Below are 18576 nucleotides of genomic sequence, written 5' to 3'. Positions count from 1 at the left end.
CAATACAGCAGTGTCCAACCGCCCAACCAGTTGCTGGATTTTGGCTCGTAAGCATAGAGGTTAAAGGTTTTACTGACGATATCGGAAAGGTAGCCACCGGTATTTTCAACAAAGGATTTTAAAAGCAGTACGGTTGGCCCAAGCGCCGCGACCAAAACCAATAGCAATACGGCCAGACCGAGGTTCAGTTCGGACAGAATGCGGATCCCTTTGTCCAGACCAGACACTACCGACAGCGTTGCCAGCCCGGTAATCACCACGATCAGAATTACCTGTACCGTGGCGTTGATCGGCAAACCAAACAGGTGGTTGAGGCCGGCATTAACCTGTAATACGCCATAACCCAATGAGGTTGCGACGCCAAACACGGTACCGATCACCGCAAAAATATCTACCGCATGGCCAATCGGCCCATAAATGCGGTCGCCAATGATCGGATACAGTGCCGAACGTAGCGTCAGCGGCAAACCATGCCGATAGCTAAAGAACGCCAAAATCAACGCCACGATGGCATAAATCGCCCAGGCATGCAGGCCCCAGTGGAAGAAGGTTAGGCGCATTGCCTGTTTAGCCGCTTCCACTGTTTCCGGCGTCCCGGTTGGGGGCGAAAGGTAGTGCATCACCGGCTCGGCGACGCCAAAGAACATCAGGCCAATACCCATCCCGGCAGAAAATAGCATGGCGAACCATGAAACATAGCTAAAGTCTGGCTGGGCGTGATCCGGTCCAAGCTTGATATTGCCGTAACGCGATAAACCCAGATAAGTCACGCTTAACAGGATCAGTGCAACCGCCAGAATGTAAAACCAACTGGCGTTCGTGAATATACCCTGTTGTAGCGTTTTGAATTTACGATCGGCTAATTCAGGATAGAGGGCGGCAAATGCCACCAGGATGATGATTAATGCTGCAGAGATAAAAAATACCGGAGGATTGATATGGCTACGACGTGCCACAATTTCAGTGTCGTTTTGGCTCATAGAATACCTTCTAGCTAGTCCGTTAGGGAAATGGGGTTAATCCTTTAAAACAACGCCATAAAAAATGAGCAAACAACGTGCCCGTGAAATTTAACGCGATAAGTATATCGAAAAAACGACGAAATTGACATTTTTTGGTTTAAACGGCTATTTTGAACGCCTTTATTAGACGTTTTAGCTATATAAAAATAAAGTAATCAGGGCAGGTAATTCCCTATTTTCGAAGGAAAAAATGCGTTAGCTGTATCAGTAATACCCGTATGCACATAAATACAGCATCAGGTTGGCAAATAGGGGGCATATTGGTAACACAACGGTGTTGTTAGCGCGTGGTAGAGCAGATCGTGATAGAAACGCCTATAACAGTGGTCAGAACCCAGGAGGATGTGCCGTTAACTATTGATCAGGGCAATGCAAAGGTTAGAATAGGGTTACGCGATTGTGTTTCGCGCTGTCATGGAGATCAAGATGAGTGGGTATCAAATAGCATTGTGGACGATGATCTTTCTGAAGTCGGGTGCATTTCTGGTGTTTGTTTGGTGGTGGATGTTCAAGCGTGCAACCAAGCCTTATGTCCGTCCGCAAGATGTTGTTATTGACGAGACACCGGATGATGACAATCTGACAATGGAAGAAGTGATGAAGAAACACGGAATTACGCGTGTGGAAAATCAAACCCACTAAGTATTCCTCGCCGTGTCCTGTCCACATCAGACAGAGCCTATCTCTACATGACTTGCAGCCACACCTGCAAGCCAGGAATCACTTCCCGGCTTGCACGTCTTTGGGTTAACGCCGTTTCCTTCCGATCAACCACACCATGATTAATAACGCCAATACCGCAATGCCGATAGCCGGAGCCATATAAGGCTGTAACCGGGCCAGCAAGGGTATTGGTCCGCCCTGTCGCAATACGGCAACGTCTACAGCGCTGACTTTAACCGCCGGGTTGCCATACTGTTGCAGGACATAATTGCTGATAGCGGCGATCTGCCGATCGTTTAGCGGATTAACATATGACTGCGGGCCAAAGTTCGGCATCAGCACGTGCTGGTCGCCGACCTTACGTTCTACGCCGAACAGTATGGCCGAGATCAGGTTGGCTGGGTTGCTGGCGCCAGTGGCAGTATTGTTGAACAGTGAAGGATAAGCCTGGTTTTTACTGCCGCTACCGTCCGCCTGATGGCAACTGGCGCAGTTGCCGCTGAACAATGCCGCGCCGTCGGTCAGGGTGTTATTTGCATTGGCTGGATGTAACCCGCGCAGTTGCGCTTCTACATTAAACGGCTTGCCGTAGCTATCAGCAGCCTGATGGTCGTTGGCGTCTCTGATTGGCGTCGTGCTTTTCAGGTAAACGGCAATGGCCGATAAATCCTCATCGGAGAAATATTGCAGGCTGTTTTCGATAGCCTCGGCCATACCGCCAGCCGCCTGGTTCTTGCCGGCGACCTGACCCGTTTTCAAATACTGAACCAATTGCTGCTCGTTCCAGCCGCCAATGCCGCTGATGGGATCAGACGTAATGTTCGGAGCATACCAACTGCCGACCATGCCGCCTGCCAGTGCCTGGCCACTGTCCTCCGCCATCAGCACGTTGCGTGGCGTATGGCAGGTATCGCAATGCCCTGGCCCATTGACCAGATAAGCCCCTCGGTTCCATTGTTCACTCTTGCTGGCATCCGGTGCGAAACGGCCCTCTTTCAGGAACAACAGATTCCAAGCCGCCATGCTAAAACGCAGGTTGAATGGGAATGGCAGATCGGTCAGCGTATTTTTCTGATCGACAGGTTTCACGCCGTGCATAAAGTAAGCGTACAGCGCCTTGATGTCCGCATCGCTCAGTTTTGTATAAGAGGTGTAGGGCATTGCGGGATAGAGATGGGTGCCATCGGCACGAATCCCGTCCCTGACCGCATGCGCAAACTGCTCTTCGCTATAACTGCCGATGCCTTCAGCGTTTGAAGGGGTGATGTTGGTCGCGTAAATCACCCCCATAGGGGAACTGATGCCATAGCCGCCGGCATAAGGTGTACCTCCTCCCGGTTGAGTATGGCACGCCTGACAGTCCGAGGCGATGGCAAGGTGCTCACCTTTTTTGATTAGCGCAGCGCCGCTCAACGCGTTGTCATCCGCGGCTTGTGCGACGCCACCGCCAATAAGCAGCAGAGATAACAGTGTTAGTTTCAGCTGTTTTTTCATGCTTTCACCGCCAGCTTACGCGCAATGTCATCTGCGGCCTTGATGCCCAATGCCGCCATGGTCAGGGTACTGTTCACCACGCTGGCCGACGGAATGGCGCCACCGCCCGGCAACCAAAGGTTGGCATGGTCGTGAGCCCGGCAGTTGCCGTCTACTACCGAGTCTTTGGGGTTATTGCCCATAATGGTGCCACCCATAATATGGTTATTGGCATTCAAGCTGGTGGTGATGTTGAACTCTTCGGCGTCAAACAGCTGGCCTATATGCTCAAGCTGTTTATGTGCAGCCTCAGCGCCTTTGCGAACATAATCACCGACGTCGTAATGGATGTCTGGGCAAGGCAGACCATGAGCATCTGTACGGGTTTTACTCAATGTCAGGCGATTATTTGGATCTGGTAACGGTTCCAGACTAATGGAGAGATCGACGCCATAGGCGGCACGTCGGCGGATCTCAGCATCTAACTCTTTACCGACTAACCCTTTCGCCAAAGCCTGCTGTGTGGCAGGAACCACCCGGTTGATATTGTTGAGGATCATTTTATTGGCTGAGTAATCCTTGCGGAACTCGCCGTCACGTGGGCCAACCAAGCAGCTGCTTTGGGCGGGGCCACGCCCCAGCCAGAGCGGTTCTTTTGCCAGGAAAGTACAGTGGAAACCAGAGTGGTCCATCATATTGCGGCCAACCTGATCGGACGTGTTGGCAATGCCGTTCGGGTTGTGTTCGTTTGCCGCCATCAGCAGCAGGCGCGGTGTTTCTATACCGTTGCAGGCGAGTGCGAAAGCGTTGGCCGTGGCCTTGTGGGATTGTTTTTTGTTGTCCAGCCAATGGACGGCGGTAACCTGGTTCTGTTCATCAGTATCGATCTTGTATACCACGGCTTCTGCCAGCACCACGGCGCCTTTCATTTCAGCACGCTCAACGTGATGGATACCGTTGTACATAGCACCTATCGGGCAAATAGGTTGGCAGTTGTTATTACCACAGCACGTAGGGCGGCCTTTCCACGGGTGGATACTTCGCCCCTGTGGAATAGGAACTGAACGGTAACCGTGCGGGTTAACCACTTCAGCAAAACGGATATCGCCGTGAGCCCAGGGCACCATATCCATCGGATAAGGCTTACTGCGCTCAACCGGAGACTGTTGTTGCGGATCGTTGGGACCGGCGACGCCGATCTCTTCCTCAGCCCGGCAATAATAGGGTTCCAGCTCGTCATAAGAGATGGGCCAGTCGCGGCCAACGCCGTATAACGTTTTCATTTGAAAATCACTGGGCACGTGGCGCCAGCAAGAGGCGGCCCAATGCCAGGTGGTACCGCCGACGGTACGCAGATAACCCTGTTTGAAACTGCCGGCACTGGGGCCGCTCAGGGCTACATAGTTATTTTCCGGGAAATAAAGCGGTGCGGTGGCAAACTCTGATTGCGGGTATAACCCCTGGTAATCGGAGCCAGCGCGGTTATCAAAAGGCATATTGCGCCAGTTCTCAACAGCCTGGGCACGTTCTATACGCAGGCCAGCTTCCAGTACCAGCACGGAAAAGCCTTGGCTGACCAATTGATCGGCCATCATGCCGCCGACAATACCGGAGCCTACGATCACGATATCAGCCGATGCATCGCCATCGGCGGTAAATACAGGTTTTTTCATTAAAAAGCTCTCAGATCACAGGGGAACATTGACGGCAGGCGGGGTAGCGGTCCACCACAGCGGCCCATTGCCACAATAGGTAGGAACGATCAGGGCATCGCTGGCGGGGCGATACATCAACGCGTCTTTATAGGCGATCAGTTCTGCCGTTTGCCCGTGGCCGACGGTACCGGTGTACCATGCGGTGATGATTGCCGTAAGCACGTCTTGCAGGCCTGCCTGTGTCGCTTGCTGTTGCAACTGTTTTGCACTTTGGCCTGTGTGCAGCAAGCCGCTGATCTGCTCAATCTGCGAGCTAAACTGGGCATCCCGGTTATGCAGCGCGGTAAAAATACGCGCCGACATTCCCTGATCGATATCCTCATGTTCAGTTAATGTCTGAGAAATTTTGAAGAAACGAGCAAACTGCAACGGGTTGGCCGCGGCGGTATGTTGTTCCGCTTGACTGAGGAAAGGATAGCTAAGCAGGGACGTTGCCAGCAGGGTTGAGGCCAGTCCCAACAGGACTTCTCGTCGACTGAAACCGGTTCCATTTTTGGCCGGTAATCCACCATCGTCCGATAACAAGTTTTCCATGTGTTTTTCTCACAGCAGGTGTTAGTGCCGAATAAGGCAAAGGGAAGCGGGTAAAGAGTGATAAAAAATAATCAACAATGGAATAACTCCATTGTTTATAGTTTTGCGTCTAATAGTTTTGGCGAATATTAACTTGGCGATAACCTTTCGGCAATAAACTTGCTCAGGTGTCATGACAAAACAGCACGTAAAGAACAAAAAAAGCAGGGGCAACGCCACGTTAGGTTGGGAGAGGGCAATATAACTACGATTATTGAGGGGTAAACAATCAGCGCATTGAGCGACATTGGCCGCGCGATCTCAGAGCAAAATAGAAAACTAATAAAGCTTATTTATATTTTCTCTGCCGTTATTATTTTTTAATCCAAACAAATAAAAAAACCCGCCGCAGCGGGTTTCCGGTGAATAGGTTAACTTTTGCAGCCCATCAGTTCCGGCAGAACACCCGGTTTGGCCTTGAGTGAAGCCTGCACATCATCCGGCAGACCCGCCCAGATAATTAACCCAGTGCGCTTTTCGATTTCATTCACTGTCACGCGGTACTGGCAGAAGTCGGCATTCTTCGGGGTGTTTTGATCAAACAGAAACGCGGCATAGTGGTTCACTTCCGGGCTGTTGTTGATGAAGATCACCTTCCAATAAGCACTCGGGATCGTATGTGCTTTTTGAGTACCCGGCAATTTGCCCATATCACGCTCGTACAGTGGGCCAGTCACGGTATACACCGAGCTGATGTCTGCTCGATCAATCAGTTTTCGTTCCTGATCCTCCAATCGCGCCCAAGACCCTTGGTTCAGATCGGCCATTTGTGGCGTGATGTTGGAAAGGTAGTTCAAGGATTCCCAGTCTGACACACCCGCCAATGACGCCAGCGGTGCCTGATGCCCACGATCCACCTTCAGCGCTGCATTGGCGCCGGTATAGTCTGCCGGCACCAGCGTATCAGCTGGGTTCAGCGCCGGATCGGCCTTCCAGTTGCGTGTCTTGCCACTGGCAGGCGTGTCCTTGGTAATGTGATAAGCCACCCAGTTGGCGAATTTGGTGGTGCTATTGTTATTCAACGTATAAGCATGACGAACGATTGACAGGTTACTGCTGCCGCCCGTTGGGCAACCGACCGCACAGTTGTCGATAGACTCCAGCGTGTCTGCGGAGGCCTGGGCAGTAAATAGCAGTGCGGCGATAGCGAACATCTTGTTAAAGCGCATATTCATATCCTCAATAAGTAAAATTATGCTGTATGTATATACAGTAAAATTAACTTATCTCAATGAAACGAATACAACAATGAAACACATTCACATTACGAATGTGTCATCGTTGGTACAGCACAGTGGGTAATTAATAAAGAGACTGGGCTGACAGCGCCGTAAAAGTATTAAAAACGCCAAAAGGCGCGTGAGCAGAGGATCAGCATTGGGTAGATCTCAAGACGCCCAAGCAGCATCGCCGCGCACATCAACCATTTTGCAGCGTTGCTGAGCGTGCCAAAACCGGCGGCTGTTTCCCCGAATCCCAGGCCCATATTATTGATACAGGCGGCGACGGTCGCAAAAGAGGTGACCAGGTCATAACCCATCAGGTTCAGCAACCAGACGAAGAAACAGCTGAAAAACACGTAGAGGAAAAAGAAGCTCCAGACAGAACGCAACACGCGATCCTGAATGGGGGCGTTGCCGACCTTGATCGTGAAAACGGCGTTAGGGTGCACCAGTTGGTTAATCTCATGCCGGCTCTGTTTGTACATAATCAGAAAACGCAGCGCTTTGATGCCACCGCAGGTTGAACCGACGCAGCCACCGAAAAAGCTCGCTGCCAGAAGGAGCATGATCGTGTGGGAGGGCATTTTGGCATAGTCGGCGGTGGCCAAACCATTATCGGTCATCATCGAACTGGTGAGGAAAAAACCGTGAACGAAAGCATCCTTGCCACCGTACATCCCCGAACGGTAAAGCTCGAAACAGACAATCGCCACGATGATCGACAGTACCAACAGGAAAAAACGCAGTTCCGGGTTTTTATACAGCGGTTTCAGGCTGCGGCGGCCCACGGCGACGAAATACAGCGTGAAATTTACTGCCGCCAAAATAGAAAAAATACCGCCGACCATTTCGACAGCCGAACTGTCGTAATAGCCCAGGCTCTCATTACGGGTGGAGAATCCCCCGAGTGAGACGGTGGAAATCCCATGGCAAAGGGCATCGAACCACGGCATACCGGCAAGACGAAATGCGACCGTACAGGCCAGCCCCAAGCCGAGATAGATAAGCCACAGATTTTTAGAGGTGTCGGCCAGGCGCGGGGTCAGACGCTCTTCTTTAAAAGGCCCAGACATTTCCGATTGATAAAGCTTGGCACCCCCAATGCCCAACAACGGCAACACTGCAACGGCCAAGACAATGACACCGAGACCACCGATAAAATTGAGTTGAGAGCGGTAGTAGAGGACGGATTTAGGTAAGCCCGAGACGTCATTAAGTACCGAGGCACCCGTGGTGGTAATACCGGAGACGCCTTCAAACATGGCATCTGTCAGGCTGATGTTTAACGTGTTATCCATCCACAATGGCAGGGCACTGACGACAGAGAACAGGAGCCAAAACATCACAATGATCAAAAAACCGTCTTGAGTGCGCAATTGTACCCTGGACTGTCGGGTACTGAACCAGCCCAGGCCGCCAAGTGAGCCGGCAATGACCAACGTATAGAAGAAGGAAAAGACGCTTTTTTCTTTATATAAAAGTGCCACCAGTAGAGGTGGGATCATCGACAGGCTGTAAAGAAAAACTAAAAAACTGCAAAGGTGAATAACGACCAGAATCTGCTTGTTCTTGACCATACTTGCGCCCGAGTTGCCTGCCGGCAATGCGTCAATTTATTCTTTAAGAATACAAAGAATAAGGCAGACGATATAAAAAAAACGTAAAAATTCATATCGCCTGAGAAGGTTGGCACGTTTTTTAACCGTGCTGGTGATTATTCCAACAGGTTATTTACAGTGCGACGCACGTATTGCGTCATTTGCGCCAGATCCTCGGGTGACACCGGGCCGCCGCCGGCACGCACCACTTGTTGTTCTATTTGAGCGATCTCTTGCTCGACTTTATTGGCAATCTGCACCTTGACGATTTTATCCACCGACGAGAGCAGGACTTTAAGTACCACTTTCAGTGCCACATTCTCGCAGAACGAATCGTAGTGATGGATCGCAGGCGGCGCCGCAGGGGGTTCGGGTGCGCGCGGGGCCATAGCCTTAAAACTGTCTACATTTTCAATAATAAGATCCATGTCTCTTATTAGTTCATCAAAATCTTTAGACACTGACTTATTTCCCTTCGCTATGCGCAAAAACAGAACGCCCGTCATCAGGGCAAATGCCGATGCTTGACGGGCAGAACGAATTTCGACCGTGACGTTCAGGTAGTGAATGGCAGGCTGAGCGGCATTTTAACCTTGCTGCGGGTTGGCAACAAGATGGGGCCGAACGAATCAACGGCCCCGTCAGGCAGGTAACGGCAGGTTATCGCTTAACTTTTCAGCTTGGTGGTGATTTTCGTCACGTGTTCACCCTGGTAGCGGGCGATAGTCAGCTCTTCTTGGCTAGGTTGGCGTGATCCGTCGGCACCGGCAATGGTTGTTGCACCGTAAGGCGTGCCGCCGCGCGTATGGGAAACGTCAAACAGTTCTGGGGTGGCGTAGCCGATCGGTACAATAATAAAACCGTGGTGCGCCAACGTGGTCCAGGTGGAGGTGATCGTGTGCTCCTGGCCGCCGCCTGTTCCGGTAGAGGAAAAGACGCTACCTACCTTGCCATAGAGCGCGCCAGAAGCCCACAGCCCGCCAGTTTGATCGAGGAAGGTGCGCATCTGCCCAGCCATGTTGCCAAAGCGCGTCGGCGTGCCGAAGATAATACCATCGTAATCGGCCAGTTCCTGTGGCGTAGCGATAGGGGCTTTTTGATTTTGCTTACCGCCCGCTTTGGCAAAGGCGTCTGCCGGGATGGTTTCCGGAACGCGTTTGAGTGTGACTTCAGCACCACTGACTCTGCGGGCACCTTCTGCTACCGCCTCTGCCAGGGTTTCAATATGTCCGTACATTGAGTAATACAGAACCAAAATTTTCGCCATGTTCCTTGCTCCGTTCGGGGGGATTGAAAGATATGCCCCCTAAGCATAGGAGTGAATGCGGAACTTATCCTTACGGCGTTATTTTATCCCTGCCACTGCCAGCAGTGCACCAAAGGTGATCAGCAAACCACCAAACACCCTGTCGATGCCTTTACGCAGCCGCAGGAGGCGCGCATTGATACCGGGCGCGGAAAACAGCAGGGCGACGGCACCGAACCAGAGGATATGAGCAAGTGCAATGAATAATCCGTAACCTATTTGCACACTCAATGGCGTCTGTGGGTTAACCACTTGCATAAACAGGCTGACGATAAAAATGGTGGTTTTGGGGTTTAGCACGTTAGTTAAAAAGCCGGTTTTCAGTGCGGCGAAGTCGCTAACGGCGGTCGGCGTGGCCGAAGAGTCTACCGCATTGGTGCCAGCGTGGCGCAGCATACTGACGCCAAGGTAGATCAGGTAGGCGGCACCCACCGCTTTCAACAGCGTGAACAGCCACAATGATTGTTGGATCAATACACCCACCCCAATCAGGGTATAGCTGACGTGGATAAGCACACCAGCGCCAATGCCGCAGGCAGTCAGCACGCCGGCACGGCGGGAAAGCAGCAGGCTGTTGCGTGACACCATAGCGAAATCGGGCCCCGGGCTGATGACGGCGAGTAAAGTGATGGTGACGACAGCGATGAGTTCGGTCATAGTTATCCTGTAGGAAAATCAGAAGAGAGTGGCTGATTTATAAAAGGAATGGCCGACGGTGACAAACGATGAAAACTGACGATATCGGTGAGAAAAACTCACGCAAGATTAACCGGCCGTTGTCGCTGGGAGGCTTGCGTTGTTTTGAGGCGGCAGCAAGGTTGGAAAGTTTCACTCAGGCGGCAAACAGCCTGAGCCTGACGCACGGCGCGGTCAGCCGTGCGGTCAGGGCGCTGGAAGATGAGCTCGGCGTTGCGCTGTTCGAACGCCGCCATCGGCGGGTACATCTCACTGATGGCGGAAAAATGCTGTTGCAAGCATCACAACAGGCGTTCGGCATTCTGGAACATACGGCACAAACACTGCGACAGCAGGCGCAGGATGCCCCGCTGGTGTTGTCGTGTGAGCCGACACTGTTGATGCGTTGGCTGATACCGCGTTTGCCCGCTTTTCAGTTAGCACACCCTGATATCAACCTGCAGCTGGTTGCGGGGGGCGGGCCATTTTCGTTTCAAGACGGTATTAGCGCCGCTATCCGTCGTAACGATTTTGACTGGGGCGATAAACTGCACAGCGTGGCGCTGTTCGATGAACGGGTCGGGCCGGTGTGCAAGCCTGAAATGGTGCAACGTTTTATTGCCGTTAATGCTGGCCAGTCCACCCTGAGTCATGATGCCGTATTGCTGCATTCCGCTACGCGTCCCGATGCCTGGCAACAGTGGGCGCAGTTCCAGGGTATGGCACTTGAGGGGCGAGCGGACCAGCGTTTTGATCACTTTTACTTCAGTTTGCAGGCGGCGGTGGCGGGGATAGGTGTTGCTATCGGCCCATGGCAGCAGGTGCGGGATGACGTTGCTTCCGGGTTGTTGAGTGCGCCTTTTGGCTTCATGCCGGATGGTAGCGGCTACTGCTTGCTGACGCCGCAGGAAATCCAGCCGGACAGTGCTCTGGCCCGGCTGGCCGAGTGGCTGCAGGTTACGGCATACGCCTGAGTTTTTGTGCCAGGCGTTGCTGCTGCCAGCGGCTGATGACGTCACGTAGCAGTAAGGTCCGCATAGCCCGCATGAGGATCGCGAAGCTCATACCGCCGATGGCCCACAGCGACCAGAGGTATTGCGGATGGGTAAACCAGTTGATGGCAAACAGCATCAGGCCGATAAGGGCAAAACGTACCGCCATGCTCAGCAACTTGGCTTCCGCTTCAACCTGCCGACGAAGCGTTTGTTCGGCCTCACCCGTGTTTTCATCTTGTGCGGGTATCGGCTGATAGAGGTCGCTGACCTGTACTCCCAATACGGCGGCAATTGCGGTCAGGGTTTCCAGGCTGGCTTGCTCGCCATTTTCAATACGTTGTACGGTGCGGGTACTGAGGCCGGCGATAGTGGCCAATTGTTCCTGTGACCAGCCCTTGTCCAGCCGTAGTTGCCTGATGCGGTAGGTTTGCATTGCGTTCTCCAACGTGAGTCATCACTAAGGCAAAGTGTAGGGGCAGACATTGCCGATCGCCACGACAGCAACATGACATATGCACGACAGACAGGTGACAGCGCAGGGAAAACGCGGGCTGCCGTGGTGATCAGAAGGTGACGTTGCGAATAAAACGTAACGGGTGATTTGTCCGGTTAGCGTAAGCATAGTGCTGATCGCTGTTGAATACCTGGGTTTGTCCGGCATCCAGAATCAATGTTTGCTGTTCCAATACCAACGTCAGGCTGCCGGCGATCACGTAGATAATTTCGCTCCAGCCTTCAGCATCGGGCACGGAGTCATAGTGTTCGCCCGGCATCAATGTCCATTCCCACAGTTCAACCCGTTGGCGTGCCGGCACGCTGGCGGAGAACAGCGCCTGGCTTTCTGGTTGCTGCCCTTGCCAGGCCAACTCACCCACCAGGTGGCTACCGCGTGCTTCGGGCGCTTGGATCAGATCGGTGAAGGCGATATTCAGTGCGTCGGCGAGCTTGTCCAGTACCGCCAGACTAACGTTGCGGTCACCGGCTTCAATACCCGCCAGCATGCGGCGGCTGACACAGGATCTTTCTGCCAACGCGACTTGGCTTAGTCCCGCCTGTTGGCGATAGCTGCGCAGATTGCTGCTCAGATATTGCAGCACCTTGGGCGCTTCATGTTTACCGCTGTTCTCTGCATTGCTCATCCGCGGGCTTTACCTCATACTGGCAGGATCTGTGCATTATATTGCACCCAGCAGGAAGGGCAAGCCGGTGTCTGCAGTAAAAAAATCCTTTATTTCCACCTTTATACCCACGATAAAGCGGCAGGAAGCGGTGTTGATTTTTATCACCATGATCTGGGGCGGAACCTTCCTGGCGGTACATTACGCGATGAAGTTCAGCGGCCCGTTCTTTTTCGTGGGCTTGCGATTTGCCGCCGCCACCTTGGTGCTGATGCTGTTCTCCTTTCGCACGTTGCGTGGGCTGACCTGGTATGAATTAAAAGCGGGCGTGTTTATCGGTATTGCCATTATGTTCGGTTACGGCCTGCAAACCGTGGGGTTGCAAACCATATCCAGCAGTCAGTCGGCGTTTATTACCGCTATGTATGTGCCGATGGTACCGCTGTTGCAGTGGCTCGTGCTGGGGCGTTTCCCCGGCGTGATGGCGTGGGTCGGCGTGTTGTTGGCATTCACCGGCTTGATGCTGCTGGCGGCACCGAGCAGTACCGACATGACGCTCAGTGTGGGTGAGCTACTGACCTTGATAGGTACGTTGGGCATGGCTGCCGAGATCATTTTGATTGGTGCCTATGCCGGCAAGGTGAATGTTAAACGGGTAACGGTGGTGCAATTGGCGACAGCCTCGGTGGCGGCGTTTTTGATGATGGTGCCGACCGGCGAGTCCGTGCCGCCGTACTCCCATTATTTGCTCTACAGCGCGATAGGACTGGGGCTTGCCAGCGCCATCATTCAGCTAACGATGAACTGGGCGCAGCGCAGTGTTTCACCGACACGTGCCACGGTTATCTATGCGGGCGAGCCGGTGTGGGCCGGGCTGGTTGGGCGCCTTGCCGGTGAGCGCCTGCCCGGGATCGCGTTGTTAGGTTGTGCATTAATCGTATTAGGGGTGTTGGTCAGCGAACTGCGCATACGCCGCAAAGGAAAAGCGGCGGCGCTTGTTGAATAAGGCCCGGTTGCCGGGCCATTGCGAGGCATTAACGCAGGGGGCTGTCCGCCAGTGGCAATGTTTTCCGCTTGCGCAACAGCGCGTTGAGGATAATGGCACCGAATGTGGCGGTGCCGATACCCCCCATAGTGAAGTTGCCAATGGTCAAGGCAAAATCCCCGGCGCCCAGCACCAACGTAACCGCCACCATAATCAGGTTGCCGTTATCACCAAGATCTACGTGGTTCTGCACCCAGATACGTGCGCCGGCGACGGCAATTAAACCGAACACCACGACGGATGCGCCACCTAGCACGGGACCGGGAATCGTGTGAATCAGCGCACCGAACTTCGGTGAAAAGCCCAACAGGATAGCTACGATAGCCGCCGCAACGAATATCAGCGTAGAGTAAACTTTGGTCACGGCCATTACGCCGATATTTTCAGCATAGGTGGTCACCCCGGTACCGCCCACCGAGCCAGATAGCAGGGTGGCCAGCCCGTCACCGACGAAGGCGCGGCCGATGTAAGGATCGAGATCCCGGCCGGTCATTCCCGCCACGGCTTTCACATGCCCGAGATTTTCTGCCACTAAAATAATCGCTACCGGGGCGATCAGCAGCATAGCGTGCAGGTTAAATACTGGCGTGGTGAACTGTGGCAATCCAAACCAAGCGGCGTGGCTCAGTGCGCTGTAATCCACCGGTTTGCCAAGACCAAAACCGTTGGTTGCCACCACGTAGATCAGATAGGCGACGATTAACCCCACCAGAAGCAATAGCCTCTGCATCAGCCCGCGGGTAAATACGGCTACCGAGCCAATACAGAGAATGGTGACCACCGCCATCCAACTGTCAAAATGGGAGGCCGAAACGCTGCGTACGGCGATAGGTGCCAGGTTAAGCCCAATCGCCATGACCACGGCACCTGTCACCACCGGCGGCATCAGACGCTCTATCCAGCGTGTTCCAACGCTCATCACCACAAAGCCGATGAACAGATATACCAGGCCGCAAGCGATGATACCGCCGAGTGCCAGCGCAATATTGGGGTTGGCCCCTTGGCCGCTGTAACCTGTCAGGGTGATGACCAACCCGACAAAAGCCGCACTGGAGCCGAGGTAGCTCGGTACCCGTCCACCTACCACCAGAAAAAACAACAGCGTGCCGATACCGGACATTAAAATCGCCAGATTTGCATCAAAGCCCATCAGGAGTGGCATCAGGACGGTGGCACCAAACATCGCCACCGCATGCTGTAAACCCATCACCAGCGTCTGCGCAAGCGGTAACCGTTCATCGGGTGCGACGATTGCATCGTCCAGACTGCCTTGTTTCACGCGCCATAGAGGAAACCAGGTATTCGCCATCGTTATCTCCAAAATTGTGTGGGGCAGATTTGCGGTGTGGGTGAGCCTGCTTCAGGCTGTTATTCGCCAGTTACTGTTTCAGTAAAGCGTGATAACGCCGATCGAAGTAGGCCAGGCCGTGGCCGTCGTCATTACGGGTTATCGCCACGACCTGGCAGAACAGAATGTCGTGGGTACCGACACTGACCAGTTGGCTAATCTGGCAGTCGAAAGACACGATGGCACCGTGCAGAATCGGGGCGCCGGTTACCCGCGTAGACCAGCGTGCCGCCGAGAATCGCAGGTCCATCGGTGTTTTACCGCCGAACAAATTCGACAGCGACTCGTGTTCTGCTGCCAGTGTATTGACGCACAGCGTTTGGTTCTGTTTGAACACCGAATAGACCGATGCCGATCGGTTCAAGCACACCAACAGCGTGGGCGGTGTGTCGGTGACACTGCATACCGCGGAGGCGGTAAAACCGGCACGGCCTCCGGGGCCGTCAGTAGTAATAATATTCACCGCCGATCCCAGGCGTGCCATGGCATCGCGGAAGTCTTGTTTTTCTACGCACCGCGGTTGTAGCGGTGCATCGGCAAGCAGCATGTGGCTTTGCATGAGGTTCCTCCAGGTCTAGAGTACGAAGCTGGTTTTGGTGTTCGGCGCTTTCAGCAACCAGTCCAGCAGGATGCGATTAAAGCTCTCGGTGTCGGTCACGCTCATGGCATGGCCGCCGTATCCCATTTCTATGAGTTCGCCATTCGGCAGGCTTTGAGCCAACTGATGCGAGCAGCGATAGGGCACCAGCAGGTCGTCACGGGAACACAACGCAAGAGTCGGCGTGGTGATGTCCGCCAGGTACGGCCGGAAATCCGTGTTCATCAATGCCTTCAGGCGGCGCAACAGGTTCTCAGTGCCCTGAAAATGTGCGGTCTGATGCCGCAGTTCTTCATCCAGCAGGGCCTCATGCTGTGACAGCCAGTCGGCGGGGAACAGGAAGAGAGGTTGGGCACGTATGTAGGCCTCCACACCGCTGTTGAGTAACAGGTCCTGACGGACGTTAAAGCAGCGCCGGGTCTGGCTGTCCAGCGTCGACCAGCCGTTGACCACCACCAGTTTTTCGACCAACTGCGGGTGGGTAAGTGCTAATTGCAGGCCAATCATGCCGCCAAGCGCATGGCCGACGAAACAACAGCGTTCGATGCTGAGGGTGCGCAGCAACTGAGCGACTTCATCGGCCATGTCGGCCATGCTGTAACCTTCCGGTACCTTTCCTCGACTGCTGGCGGTGCCGAAGTGGTCGTAAACCATCACCTGGAAATGCTGGCTCAGCATGTCAATCTGTGGATGCCAGAAGCTGCCTGCGCCGCCCAGCCCGGCGGAAAGAACCAGCGTTGGGGCCAGTGGCGTGCCTTTACCTAAAATTTCAAAGTACATGCTCGTTCCTCTGCGGGTAATGGTTCAACGGCCGATATGGGCGACGGTGGCGATCTCAATCAGTGCGTCCGGCTTCACGAGTCCGCACTGAATGCAGTAGCGAGCCGGTTTGTCACCGGGGAAGTACTCGGCATACACCTGATTGATGGCGGCATAGTTTTGCCAGTCGGTGAGGAATATCGAGTTAAAGGTCACATCGTCCATAGTGCCACCGGCGGTTTCGATCACGGTCTTAATGGTCTCCAGCACGTGCCGGGTTTGCCCCGCGGCATCACCGACATGCACCACATTATTTTCTTTATCGAACGCCAGCGTCCCCGAGACGTAAACCACGCCGTCAGCCAGTGTACCGGGGACAAACGGCGCGAGTGGCTTGCCGGTGCCCGGCGGTGTAATGATTGTTTTTGGCATTGTCGTGCTCCTGGTGAATGATGTTGTTCGCCTTGAGGCAGGCAAAACTCATGCCGTTTGGCTGAGCGGGGTGGAAAGTGCATCACAGAAGCTGTCGACGTCCGATACCCAACCGAAGAAGGTCTCGATGTTGTACAGCGCGGCTTGCTGAGCAAATAGTGGCCCGGCTTGGTGAGTGGCGTCGGCGAGCACAATGCCGAAGTACTCGAGGAAAAAGCCGTCGCGCAGCGTAGATTCCACACAGACGTTGGTAGCGATGCCGGTAAACACCAAATGATGAATGCCATATGAGCGCAGCAGGCTGTCGAGCTGCGTATTGAAGAACCCGCTGTAACGGGGTTTCGGGATCACAATATCGCCTGGCTGGGGTTGCAGTTCATCCACCAGATCGTAATCCCAGTCGCCCTTCGCCAACAGCTTACCCATCAGTTCTGGGCGTTTGCGCATGGTCTTCAGTGCGTTGGATTTATGCCAGTTTGGCGACCCCTGACCGCCAGCTTCGACATACTGGTTGTCCCAGCCGTTTTGGAAGAAGATCACTTTGACGCCTGCGGCGCGTGCGCTGCTGATCGCACGTTTGATGTTGGCGATCACCGGGGCGGTGGCAGAGACATCAAAACCGGCGAGGTCCAGATAACCGCCTGGTGAGGCGTAGGCATTTTGCATATCAACCACGATCAACGCCGTTTCCTGCGGCGCAAAGGCGATGGCCTCCGGGCGGGCGGGCAGGGTTACTGTGTCCCCAGCCTGCGGTATCTGACGGCGTACTACGGGTTGGCTCTCGACAATTTTCATCATGCCACCTCACGGTTTGTGGCGGTTTGTGGGCAAACGTCGGCGCGGCTTTTCATCAGCGGCTGGATCCGCTCGCCGAAGTCTTCCACCCCTTTGATGAAGTCATCGAAGGTCAGCAGCACGCCTTCGGTACCGGGTACGGTAGCGATGTCATCCATCATGCGTGCTACGTTGGCGTAGGAACCGACCAGCGTACCCATATTGATGTTAACGGCAGAGGTCGGGTCCGCCATTTGGCGCACGTTAGTGTCGGCCCCGGAGGTGGTGTCTTTGCCGCTTTGCTCGGTCAGCCAGGCCAGGGCCTCGGTATCGGCTCCTGCTTTATAGCTTTCCCATTTGGCTCGGGCGGCCTCGTCGGTTTCATCGGCAATAATCATAAACAGCACGTAGCAGGCCACGTTGCGACCTTCGCTGTCGGCGGCGATTTTCAAGCGTGCCGCGGTTGGCGCAAAGGCGGTGGGCGTGTTGACACCCTTGCCAAAGCAGAAGTTGTAATCGGCATATTTGGCTGAGAAGGCCATGCCCGCATCGCTTTGTCCGGCGCAGATCACCTTGATGTCCGCCTGCGGCTGCGGGCTGACGCGGCAGTCGTCCATTTGGAAGAACTCACCTTTGAAGTCGGATTTACCGGTCCCCCACAGGTCGCGCAGCACATTGACGTACTCCGCCAGATAATCGTAGCGACGGCCAAAGTAATCGTCGCCCGGCCACATGCCCATTTGCTCGTATTCCGGTTTTTGCCACCCGGTCACCACATTAAGGCCAAAGCGCCCGTTTGAGATGGAATCAATGGTGGAGGCCATACGGGCGACGATCGCGGGTGGCATGGTCAGGGTAGCGGCTGTCGCGTAGATCTTGATGCGAGAGGTGACGGCCGCCAACCCGGCCATCAGTGTGAAAGACTCCAGATTGTGATCCCAAAACTCGGTTTTGCCGCCGAAGCCGCGCAGTTTTATCATCGACAAGGCGAAATCGAAGTTGTAGTGCTCGGCCTTCTGCACGATGGTTTTATTGAGCTCAAACGTGGGTTTGTACTGTGGTGCATTGCTGGAAATCAGCCAGCCGTTGTTGCCGATCGGAATAAATACGCCAATTTTCATTTGAACACCTCGGGTCTGCGAATAGGGCGGTACGCACGTTGCCTGAATAGGTTCCTTCGGGCTGCGTGGGATACGACGGTTATTGCAAACGCAGTGCCAGTTTTAAAAATGTCTTGTTTATCAATGTCTTGTTTTTAA

20 protein-coding genes are annotated in these 18576 nt (G+C 54.0%); 3 read left to right on the top strand and 17 right to left on the bottom strand.

The features are described 5' to 3' along the window. The coding region (locus AC2FCQ_RS21100; RefSeq protein ID WP_490658451.1) for a BCCT family transporter at positions 1-980 on the bottom strand (980 nt) is incomplete at its 3' end. Positions 981-1448: 468 nt separating this feature from the next. Here AC2FCQ_RS21100 and AC2FCQ_RS21095 point away from each other — a divergent pair. Then, complete coding sequence (locus AC2FCQ_RS21095) at positions 1449-1664, top strand: hypothetical protein (RefSeq protein WP_037419327.1); 216 nt, start codon at positions 1449-1451, stop codon at positions 1662-1664. Positions 1665-1769: 105 nt separating this feature from the next. Here the strand turns inward: AC2FCQ_RS21095 and AC2FCQ_RS21090 are convergent, their stop codons facing one another. The 8 genes from AC2FCQ_RS21090 to AC2FCQ_RS21055 all read right to left on the bottom strand — a co-directional run bounded on the left by AC2FCQ_RS21090 (position 1770) and on the right by AC2FCQ_RS21055 (position 10230). Beyond that, positions 1770-3179, bottom strand: a complete 1410-nt coding sequence (locus AC2FCQ_RS21090; RefSeq protein ID WP_404759900.1) for a c-type cytochrome — start codon at positions 3177-3179, stop codon at positions 1770-1772. Continuing rightward, on the bottom strand, positions 3176-4831 hold the full coding sequence (locus tag AC2FCQ_RS21085) for a GMC family oxidoreductase (RefSeq protein ID WP_490307721.1): 1656 nt from the start codon (positions 4829-4831) through the stop codon (positions 3176-3178). The genes AC2FCQ_RS21090 and AC2FCQ_RS21085 overlap by 4 nt, the downstream gene beginning before the upstream one ends. Before the next feature lie 15 nt (positions 4832-4846). Next, positions 4847-5407 carry a sorbitol dehydrogenase family protein gene (locus tag AC2FCQ_RS21080; RefSeq protein ID WP_490307720.1) on the bottom strand — a complete coding sequence of 187 codons (561 nt, stop codon included), beginning with the start codon at positions 5405-5407 and terminating at the stop codon, positions 4847-4849. A gap of 410 nt (positions 5408-5817) precedes the next feature. Next, positions 5818-6615, bottom strand: a complete 798-nt coding sequence (locus tag AC2FCQ_RS21075; RefSeq protein ID WP_209632647.1) for a DNA/RNA non-specific endonuclease — start codon at positions 6613-6615, stop codon at positions 5818-5820. Positions 6616-6785: 170 nt separating this feature from the next. Next, the gene (locus AC2FCQ_RS21070) at positions 6786-8246 is read right to left on the bottom strand and encodes a TrkH family potassium uptake protein (protein ID WP_490307719.1); all 1461 of its coding nucleotides are present in this window, start codon (positions 8244-8246) and stop codon (positions 6786-6788) included. Positions 8247-8383: 137 nt separating this feature from the next. After that, complete coding sequence (locus AC2FCQ_RS21065) at positions 8384-8728, bottom strand: hypothetical protein (protein ID WP_490307746.1); 345 nt, start codon at positions 8726-8728, stop codon at positions 8384-8386. A 206-nt stretch (positions 8729-8934) separates the two neighbouring features. After that, the gene (gene wrbA, locus AC2FCQ_RS21060; RefSeq protein ID WP_209632649.1) at positions 8935-9534 is read right to left on the bottom strand and encodes an NAD(P)H:quinone oxidoreductase; all 600 of its coding nucleotides are present in this window, start codon (positions 9532-9534) and stop codon (positions 8935-8937) included. 78 nt (positions 9535-9612) lie between these two features. Continuing rightward, positions 9613-10230, bottom strand: coding sequence for a LysE family transporter (locus tag AC2FCQ_RS21055; protein WP_490307718.1), 618 nt, complete (start codon positions 10228-10230; stop codon positions 9613-9615). Positions 10231-10298: 68 nt separating this feature from the next. Here AC2FCQ_RS21055 and AC2FCQ_RS21050 point away from each other — a divergent pair, with 68 nt between their 5' ends. Beyond that, a complete protein-coding gene (locus AC2FCQ_RS21050; RefSeq protein WP_490307717.1) occupies positions 10299-11222 on the top strand; it encodes a LysR family transcriptional regulator in 924 nt (307 codons plus the stop codon). Here the strand turns inward: AC2FCQ_RS21050 and AC2FCQ_RS21045 are convergent. Together AC2FCQ_RS21045 and AC2FCQ_RS21040 are read right to left on the bottom strand one after the other, a co-directional pair. Beyond that, positions 11206-11676 carry a helix-turn-helix domain-containing protein gene (locus tag AC2FCQ_RS21045; RefSeq protein ID WP_265555061.1) on the bottom strand — a complete coding sequence of 157 codons (471 nt, stop codon included), beginning with the start codon at positions 11674-11676 and terminating at the stop codon, positions 11206-11208. The two genes, AC2FCQ_RS21050 and AC2FCQ_RS21045, sit on opposite strands and share 17 nt — an antisense overlap. 130 nt (positions 11677-11806) lie before the next feature. Next, complete coding sequence (locus AC2FCQ_RS21040; protein ID WP_265555059.1) at positions 11807-12382, bottom strand: helix-turn-helix domain-containing protein; 576 nt, start codon at positions 12380-12382, stop codon at positions 11807-11809. A gap of 67 nt (positions 12383-12449) precedes the next feature. Between AC2FCQ_RS21040 and AC2FCQ_RS21035 the strand changes: the two genes are divergently transcribed. Further along, a complete protein-coding gene (locus AC2FCQ_RS21035) occupies positions 12450-13367 on the top strand; it encodes a DMT family transporter (RefSeq protein ID WP_490307716.1) in 918 nt (305 codons plus the stop codon). A 28-nt stretch (positions 13368-13395) separates the two neighbouring features. Here AC2FCQ_RS21035 and rutG read toward each other — a convergent pair whose 3' ends face one another. The 6 genes from rutG to rutA form a co-directional block, all read right to left on the bottom strand. After that, positions 13396-14715, bottom strand: coding sequence for a pyrimidine utilization transport protein G (rutG, locus tag AC2FCQ_RS21030; RefSeq protein ID WP_490307715.1), 1320 nt, complete (start codon positions 14713-14715; stop codon positions 13396-13398). Positions 14716-14785: 70 nt separating this feature from the next. Next, positions 14786-15313, bottom strand: coding sequence for an NADH-dependent FMN reductase RutF (gene rutF, locus AC2FCQ_RS21025; RefSeq protein WP_490307714.1), 528 nt, complete (start codon positions 15311-15313; stop codon positions 14786-14788). 15 nt (positions 15314-15328) lie between these two features. Next, positions 15329-16132: a pyrimidine utilization protein D gene (gene rutD, locus AC2FCQ_RS21020; RefSeq protein WP_490307713.1), complete on the bottom strand. Its 804-nt coding sequence runs from the start codon at positions 16130-16132 to the stop codon at positions 15329-15331. A gap of 24 nt (positions 16133-16156) precedes the next feature. Then, on the bottom strand, positions 16157-16543 hold the full coding sequence (gene rutC / locus AC2FCQ_RS21015) for a pyrimidine utilization protein C (protein WP_209632658.1): 387 nt from the start codon (positions 16541-16543) through the stop codon (positions 16157-16159). Between the two features lie 48 nt (positions 16544-16591). Then, positions 16592-17338, bottom strand: a complete 747-nt coding sequence (rutB, locus tag AC2FCQ_RS21010; RefSeq protein ID WP_209634163.1) for a pyrimidine utilization protein B — start codon at positions 17336-17338, stop codon at positions 16592-16594. Then, a complete protein-coding gene (rutA, locus tag AC2FCQ_RS21005; protein WP_209632659.1) occupies positions 17338-18438 on the bottom strand; it encodes a pyrimidine utilization protein A in 1101 nt (366 codons plus the stop codon). Before rutA ends, rutB begins: the two co-directional genes overlap by 1 nt. Positions 18439-18576 lie beyond the last annotated feature (138 nt).

Source organism: Serratia sp. CoH_134_PS_4 (genome assembly GCF_058190535.1).
This window is presented reverse-complemented; position numbering and strand designations above follow the sequence as displayed.

Bases quoted from the DNA above. Each gene is read 5' to 3' on its own strand.
- AC2FCQ_RS21080 (WP_490307720.1), bottom strand. From the start codon at position 5,407: ATGGAAAACTTGTTATCGGACGATGGTGGATTACCGGCCAAAAATGGA.
- rutA (WP_209632659.1), bottom strand. From the start codon at position 18,438: ATGAAAATTGGCGTATTTATTCCGATCGGCAACAACGGCTGGCTGATT.
- rutG (WP_490307715.1), bottom strand. From the start codon at position 14,715: ATGGCGAATACCTGGTTTCCTCTATGGCGCGTGAAACAAGGCAGTCTG.
- AC2FCQ_RS21095 (WP_037419327.1), top strand. From the start codon at position 1,449: ATGAGTGGGTATCAAATAGCATTGTGGACGATGATCTTTCTGAAGTCG.
- AC2FCQ_RS21045 (WP_265555061.1), bottom strand. From the start codon at position 11,676: ATGCAAACCTACCGCATCAGGCAACTACGGCTGGACAAGGGCTGGTCA.
- AC2FCQ_RS21075 (WP_209632647.1), bottom strand. From the start codon at position 6,615: ATGCGCTTTAACAAGATGTTCGCTATCGCCGCACTGCTATTTACTGCC.
- rutD (WP_490307713.1), bottom strand. From the start codon at position 16,132: ATGTACTTTGAAATTTTAGGTAAAGGCACGCCACTGGCCCCAACGCTG.
- AC2FCQ_RS21085 (WP_490307721.1), bottom strand. From the start codon at position 4,831: ATGAAAAAACCTGTATTTACCGCCGATGGCGATGCATCGGCTGATATC.
- AC2FCQ_RS21070 (WP_490307719.1), bottom strand. From the start codon at position 8,246: ATGGTCAAGAACAAGCAGATTCTGGTCGTTATTCACCTTTGCAGTTTT.
- rutC (WP_209632658.1), bottom strand. From the start codon at position 16,543: ATGCCAAAAACAATCATTACACCGCCGGGCACCGGCAAGCCACTCGCG.
- rutF (WP_490307714.1), bottom strand. From the start codon at position 15,313: ATGCAAAGCCACATGCTGCTTGCCGATGCACCGCTACAACCGCGGTGC.
- AC2FCQ_RS21055 (WP_490307718.1), bottom strand. From the start codon at position 10,230: ATGACCGAACTCATCGCTGTCGTCACCATCACTTTACTCGCCGTCATC.
- AC2FCQ_RS21090 (WP_404759900.1), bottom strand. From the start codon at position 3,179: ATGAAAAAACAGCTGAAACTAACACTGTTATCTCTGCTGCTTATTGGC.
- rutB (WP_209634163.1), bottom strand. From the start codon at position 17,338: ATGAAAATTGTCGAGAGCCAACCCGTAGTACGCCGTCAGATACCGCAG.
- AC2FCQ_RS21050 (WP_490307717.1), top strand. From the start codon at position 10,299: ATGAAAACTGACGATATCGGTGAGAAAAACTCACGCAAGATTAACCGG.
- AC2FCQ_RS21040 (WP_265555059.1), bottom strand. From the start codon at position 12,382: ATGAGCAATGCAGAGAACAGCGGTAAACATGAAGCGCCCAAGGTGCTG.
- wrbA (WP_209632649.1), bottom strand. From the start codon at position 9,534: ATGGCGAAAATTTTGGTTCTGTATTACTCAATGTACGGACATATTGAA.